Genomic DNA, 5,565 nt, shown 5'->3' on the forward strand with positions numbered 1-5,565 from the left:
CCGGCTTCGCCTTCGGCTTCGACCGCATCGTGATGCTGCTCGCGAAGGCGCAGAGCCTCCGCGAGGTCATCGCGTTCCCCAAGACGACCTCGGCGCGGGCGCTCTTCGAGGGCTCGCCCACGCCGCTGGCCGACGCGGACCTGCGGGAGGCCAACATCCGGACGCTCGGCGCCTGAGCCGCGGAATGCGGCGCGGGGCCGCGCATCTTCATCGAACGACGTACATCTCCAGAAGGACGCGGAAGATAGATGCCTGAGACCCAAGCCCCGCCCGTCCAGCACCGTCTGGGCACCGAAGGCGCCGACTACCTGATCCTGAACGGGGTCAACGACGCACACCTCACCGAGCTGGGCCGCCTGAGCGGCCTGCGGGTCGTCCTTCGCGGCGACCAGCTCCTGCTGTCGGGGAAGATGGAGGACGTGGAGCGCGCCGTGCCCGTGGCCCAGCACATGATCGAGCTGGCGCGCACCGGCGTGCCCTTCGGCACCGAGGACCTGGAGCGTTTCTTCGACGCCTCGCGCACCGCCGGTGAGGCGGGCCCGTCGCGCCTGGCCGAGAGCGGCCGGGTGGTGGTGCCCGGCGCCAAGAAGTCCATCTCCGCCAAGTCCGAGGGCCAGCGGCAGTACATGCAGGCCATCGAGGACCACGACGTGGTGATCGGCATCGGTCCCGCCGGCACCGGCAAGACGTACCTGGCGGTGGCGATGGCGGTGGACGCGCTGTTCAAGAAGCGCGTGAAGCGCATCATCCTCGCCCGCCCGGCCGTGGAGGCGGGCGAGAACCTGGGCTTCCTGCCGGGCGACCTGCAGGAGAAGATCGACCCGTACCTCCGCCCGCTGTACGACGCGCTGGAGGACATGATCCCGCCGGACCGGCTGCGCCGCGCGCTGGAGTCGCGCGCCATCGAGATCGCGCCGCTGGCGTACATGCGCGGCCGCACGCTCCAGGACGCCTTCGTGATCCTGGACGAGGCGCAGAACGCCACGCGGGCGCAGATGAAGATGTTCCTCACGCGCCTGGGCCTGAACTCCAAGGCCGTCATCACCGGCGACAAGACGCAGATCGACCTGCCGCGGCGGGAAGATTCGGGGCTGATCGAGGTGGAGCAGGTGCTGAAGGGGGTGGAGGGCATCTCGTTCGCCTACATGAAGGGCACCGACGTGATCCGGCACCGGCTGGTGAAGGAGATCATCCGCGCCTACGCCGCCGCGAGTGGCGAGGAGGAGGAGCGGGACGGCTGATGAAGGGCAACGGGGAGCGCACGCCGCCCGCCCGCCGCGCGGTGGGTGCCGCCCCGGAGCCTGAGCCGGGGCGCGGCCGGCGCGCGCGCCTGGCGAAGCATGCCGGCCGCGCCGCGCTCCTGCTGGCGGTGGCGGCCGTCGTGTACCTGCTCTTCCCCGGCGTCCACGGGGAGGGGGGGCTGGAGCGGGGCACCGTGTCGCGGCGCGACCTGGTGGCCCGCTTTCCGTTCGTGGTGCCCAAGACCGAGCCCGAGCTGCGCCGCGAGCGCGACGAAGCCGCCGCGGGCGTCCCGCCCGTCTTCGCCTACTCCCCCGGCGGGGCGGACACCACGCTCGCCGGTCTGACCGCCTTCTTCCGCTCGGCCGACTCCGCTCTCGCCATCCCGGGGGCGGACGCCCGTGCGACGGCGATGTCCGTCCTCGAGCGCGCCCGCATCCCCGTCACCCTCGGCTCGGTGCAGGCGCTGGGCGACTCCGCGCGCCGCGCGGCCCTGCGCGGCGCGACCGAGCGCGCCGTGCGCGAGACGCTGCCCCGTGGCGTCGCCCACGCGTCGCTCGTGGGCCAGGGCACGTCCGTGCTCCGCGTTCGCCGCGGCGGGGCGGAGCGCCTCCTCCCGGCCGACTCCATCCTCTCCGCCGAGCGGCTGTACGCCGCCGCCGCCGCCGCCCTGCCGGCCGAGGCGGGCGCGGACGCGGCGGAGCTCCAGCGCCTTCTCCTCATCCGCTACTTCCGCCCGACGCTCGTCCCCGACGCCGCCGCGACCGACGCCGCGCGCGCCCGTGCCCGCGCGGCGGTGGACACGGTCGCGGCGACAGTGCTGCCGGGCGAGAAGGTGGTCGCCGCGGGGCAGCAGGTGGGCGAGCGCGAAGAGGCGCGGCTGCGGGCCTACGAGGCCGCGGCCGAGCAGCACAGGCAGACGGCGGAGGGCACGCACACCGCCACCCGCGCGGCCGGCGCTATCCTCTACAACGCGCTGCTGCTCTGCATCCTGGGCGCGCTGCTCCGCCTGTCGCGCAACTCGCTGTACGACGACGACCGCGCCGTCATCTTCCTCGCGCTGTGCATCGTCGCCGTTGCGGGGCTGGCGGCGGTGATCGCCCGGGCGGACTTCCCGCCGGAGCTGATCCCCGTGCCGTTCGTGGCCCTGCTCGTGGCCGTGCTGTGGGGCGGGCGGCTGGCGCTGGCGAGCGCGCTGGTGCTGGCGCTGCTCATCGGCGGGCAGCCGCCGTTCGTGGGCCTCGCCGTCCCGTTCTCCCTCGCCGTGACCGGCGCCGCGGCGGCGTTCGGCGTGCGCGTGGCCGAGCGGCGGCTGCAGACGTGGCTGGTTATCGCCATCATCGCCGCGGCGGGCGTGGCGGCGGCGGTCGCGACGGGGCTGCTGCGGTCGCGGGGGATGGGCGAGATCGGCTGGTCCGCGCTGTGGATGACCGCCAACGCCGTCGCCTCGTCGCTCCTCGCCGTCGGCGTCCTGCCGCTGGCGGAGTGGTTCACGCGCGTGACCACGAACCAGACGCTGATGGAGCTGGCGAACCCCAACCAGCCGCTCCTCAAGCGGCTCGCGTTCGAGGCGCCGGGCACGTACGCGCACACCATCAGCGTGGCGAACCTGGCCGAGAGCGTGTGCAACGCCATCGGCGCCAACGCGTTGCTGGCTCGCGTGGGCGTCTACTACCACGACGTGGGCAAGGTCGCCAAGCCGCAATTCTTCATCGAGAACCAGCCGCGCGGCCGCAACCCGCACGACAAGCTCAAGCCGTCCATGAGCGCCGCCATCGTCCGCAGCCACGTCGTGGAAGGCGTGCGGCTGGCGGACGAGGCGCGTCTGCCCGCCGCCGTGAAGGCGTTCATCACCGAGCACCACGGCACGCAGCAGATCTCCTTCTTCCTGGACCAGGCCAAGGCGGGCGACCCGGAGTGCCGCGTGAACGCGGCGGACTTCGCGTACGCCGGTCCTCGCCCGCAGTCGCGCGAGACCGCCGTCGTCATGCTCTCCGACTCGGTGGAGTCCGCCACGCGCGCGCTGGCCGACCCCACGCCGCAGCGCATCCGCGAGCTGGTGGAGCGCATCGTATCCGCCAAGATCGCCGCGGGGCAGCTGGACGAGTCGCCGCTCACGCTGCGCGAGATCGGCATCGCCAAGGACGTGCTCGCCAAGGGCCTGCTGGCGATGTATCATCACCGCCTCGACTACCCCGCCGCCCCCGCTCCCTCGCCCGCCGACACGCGCACCTCCACCGGCCGGCGGTCCGCGGACGCGCCGGGAGATGCGGACTCGTCGCCAGACGGACGGAAGAACGGAAAGCGGCCGAAGGACGGCGTCGTGTCGGGAGATGTACGGCAGACGGTCGATGCGGTCCCGCCGGCCGGGAAGCCGTCGGCGGCGGATCTACCGTCATCCGGCAGCGCTTCCGCCGATGCGGGGTCGTCGCCTTCCCGCGGCACCTCGGCGGATGCGGGGGTAACGGCGGTGGATGGGCCGCTGGCCGATGCAGGCGTGGCGCCGGTGGATGGGAGGACGGACGATGCGGACGGGGCGGGTCCAGTCGGCGCGGGAACGGCGAACGCGGACGGCGCGGGCACTTCCACAAAGACGGGGGCGGTGGATGGGTGAGCTGGTGGTGGAGATAAGCGTGGGAGAAGGCGTGAGCCCGCCGGTGGATGCCGGGCGGGTGGAGGCCGCCGTGCGGGCCGTCCTCGCGGCAGAGGGCGTGGATGAGGCCGAGATGTCCATCGTGCTCGTCGGCGACGCGGAGATCGCCGCGCTGAACGAGGAATATCTCGATCACGAGGGTCCCACGGACGTCATCTCCTTCCACCTGCACGAAGAGGGCGACCCGCCGCTGGGCGACGTGTACGTGGGCGTGGAACAGGCCGCCCGCCAGGCCGCTGAGTTCGGCGCCACGCCGGCCGAAGAGGTCGTGCGCCTCGCCGTGCACGGCACGCTTCACGTCCTGGGCTGGGACCATCCGAAGGACGACGACCGCGGCGACTCGCCCATGTTCCGGCGCCAGGAAGAGCTGCTGCGCGCTCTGGCGGACGGGGAGCGCCCGTGACGCCGGTGGACGCCGCCGAGGAGATGGACGCCCGGGAGCTGGCGGACCACATCCGCGAGCTGATCGAGGCGGGGAACGAGGAGGGGCTGCGGGCGCTGGTCTCGCCCTTCCACCCCACCGACCTGGCCGACGTGCTGGAGGAGCTGGACGAGGACGAGCGCACCGCCGTGCTCCAGGTGCTCACCCACGACCCCGCCCTCGCCGCCGAGGCGCTGGCCGAGATGGAGTGGGAGGAGCACCCCGAGGAGTCGCTGGCCTCGCTCGATGCGGACCAGATCGCCGCCGTGGTCGCCGAGCTGTCGGACGACGACGCCGCCGACATGATCGGCGAGATGGACCCGGAGGACCGCGACCGCGTGCTGGCCGCGCTGCCGCACGAGGACGCGGGCGACATCCGCGAGCTGCTGGCGTACGACGAAGAGTCTGCCGGCGGCATCATGACCACCGAGCTCGTCGCCGTGCCCGAAGGCCTCACCTCGGCCGAAGCGATCGACGAGATCCGCCGCCAGGCGCAGGAGGTCGACAACTTCTACAGCATCTTCGTGGTCGGCGCCGACGGGCGGCTCCAGGGCACCGTGCCGCTCCAGAAGCTGGTCACCGCCCGCCGCGACGCCCACATCTCCGAGCTGGTGGAGCCGCCGGAGGCCACCGTGCTGCCGGAGACCGACCAGGAGGAGGTGGGCCGCGTACTGTCGCGCTACAACCTCCCCGCGGTGCCGGTGGTGGACCACGGCGGCAGGCTGCTGGGCGTCGTGACCTTCGACGACGTCATCGACATCATCGAGGCCGAGAGCACCGAAGACATCCTCAAGTTCGGCGGCGTGTCGGAAGAGGAGGAGCTGCGCGGCGGCGCCATCGCCGCGGTGCGCTCGCGCTTCCCGTGGCTGGTGGTGAATCTGGGCACCGCCTTCGCCGCCGCGGCCGTGTACGCGCCGTTCAGCGAGACCATCAGCCGGTTTCCCGCCATCGCGGCGTGCGCCACCATCACCGCCGGCATGGGGGGCAACGCGGCCACGCAGGCGCTGGCCGTCACCGTGCGCCGCCTCGCGCTGACCCGCGACGCCGCGAGCGGGCGCGGCGAGATCGTGGGCAAGGAAGTCCTGGTGGGGCTCGCCAACGGGCTGGGCAACGGGATCATCGCCGGCATCGCCATCGCGCTTCTGGCGGACAGCTACTACCACGCGCACCCCATCCTCGGCCTCGTCGTCACCCTGGCGATGTGGGGCAACCTCGTGGTCGCGGGCGTCACCGGCGGCCTGGTGCCCATCCT

General features: G+C 73.0%; 4 protein-coding genes. All 4 read left to right on the top strand.

Annotation, left to right across the window (positions count from 1 at the left end; genetic code table 11):
- Positions 1-248 precede the first annotated feature (248 nt).
- Positions 249-1,241, top strand: coding sequence for a PhoH family protein (locus tag VFE05_11725; GenBank protein HET6230730.1), 993 nt, complete (start codon positions 249-251; stop codon positions 1,239-1,241).
- The gene (locus VFE05_11730) at positions 1,241-3,853 is read left to right on the top strand and encodes an HDIG domain-containing protein (protein ID HET6230731.1); all 2,613 of its coding nucleotides are present in this window, start codon (positions 1,241-1,243) and stop codon (positions 3,851-3,853) included. Before VFE05_11725 ends, VFE05_11730 begins: the two co-directional genes overlap by 1 nt.
- Positions 3,846-4,295, top strand: coding sequence for an rRNA maturation RNase YbeY (ybeY, locus tag VFE05_11735; protein HET6230732.1), 450 nt, complete (start codon positions 3,846-3,848; stop codon positions 4,293-4,295). The genes VFE05_11730 and ybeY overlap by 8 nt, the downstream gene beginning before the upstream one ends.
- The coding region (gene mgtE, locus VFE05_11740; protein ID HET6230733.1) for a magnesium transporter at positions 4,292-5,565 on the top strand (1,274 nt) is incomplete at its 3' end. The genes ybeY and mgtE, both read left to right, overlap by 4 nt.

Source organism: Longimicrobiaceae bacterium, assembly GCA_035696245.1.
Taxonomy (GTDB): domain Bacteria; phylum Gemmatimonadota; class Gemmatimonadetes; order Longimicrobiales; family Longimicrobiaceae; genus DASRQW01.

Coding starts and splice junctions, on each gene's coding strand:
- ybeY (HET6230732.1), top strand. CDS start 3,846: ATGGGTGAGCTGGTGGTGGAGATAAGCGTGGGAGAAGGCGTGAGCCCG.
- VFE05_11725 (HET6230730.1), top strand. CDS start 249: ATGCCTGAGACCCAAGCCCCGCCCGTCCAGCACCGTCTGGGCACCGAA.
- VFE05_11730 (HET6230731.1), top strand. CDS start 1,241: ATGAAGGGCAACGGGGAGCGCACGCCGCCCGCCCGCCGCGCGGTGGGT.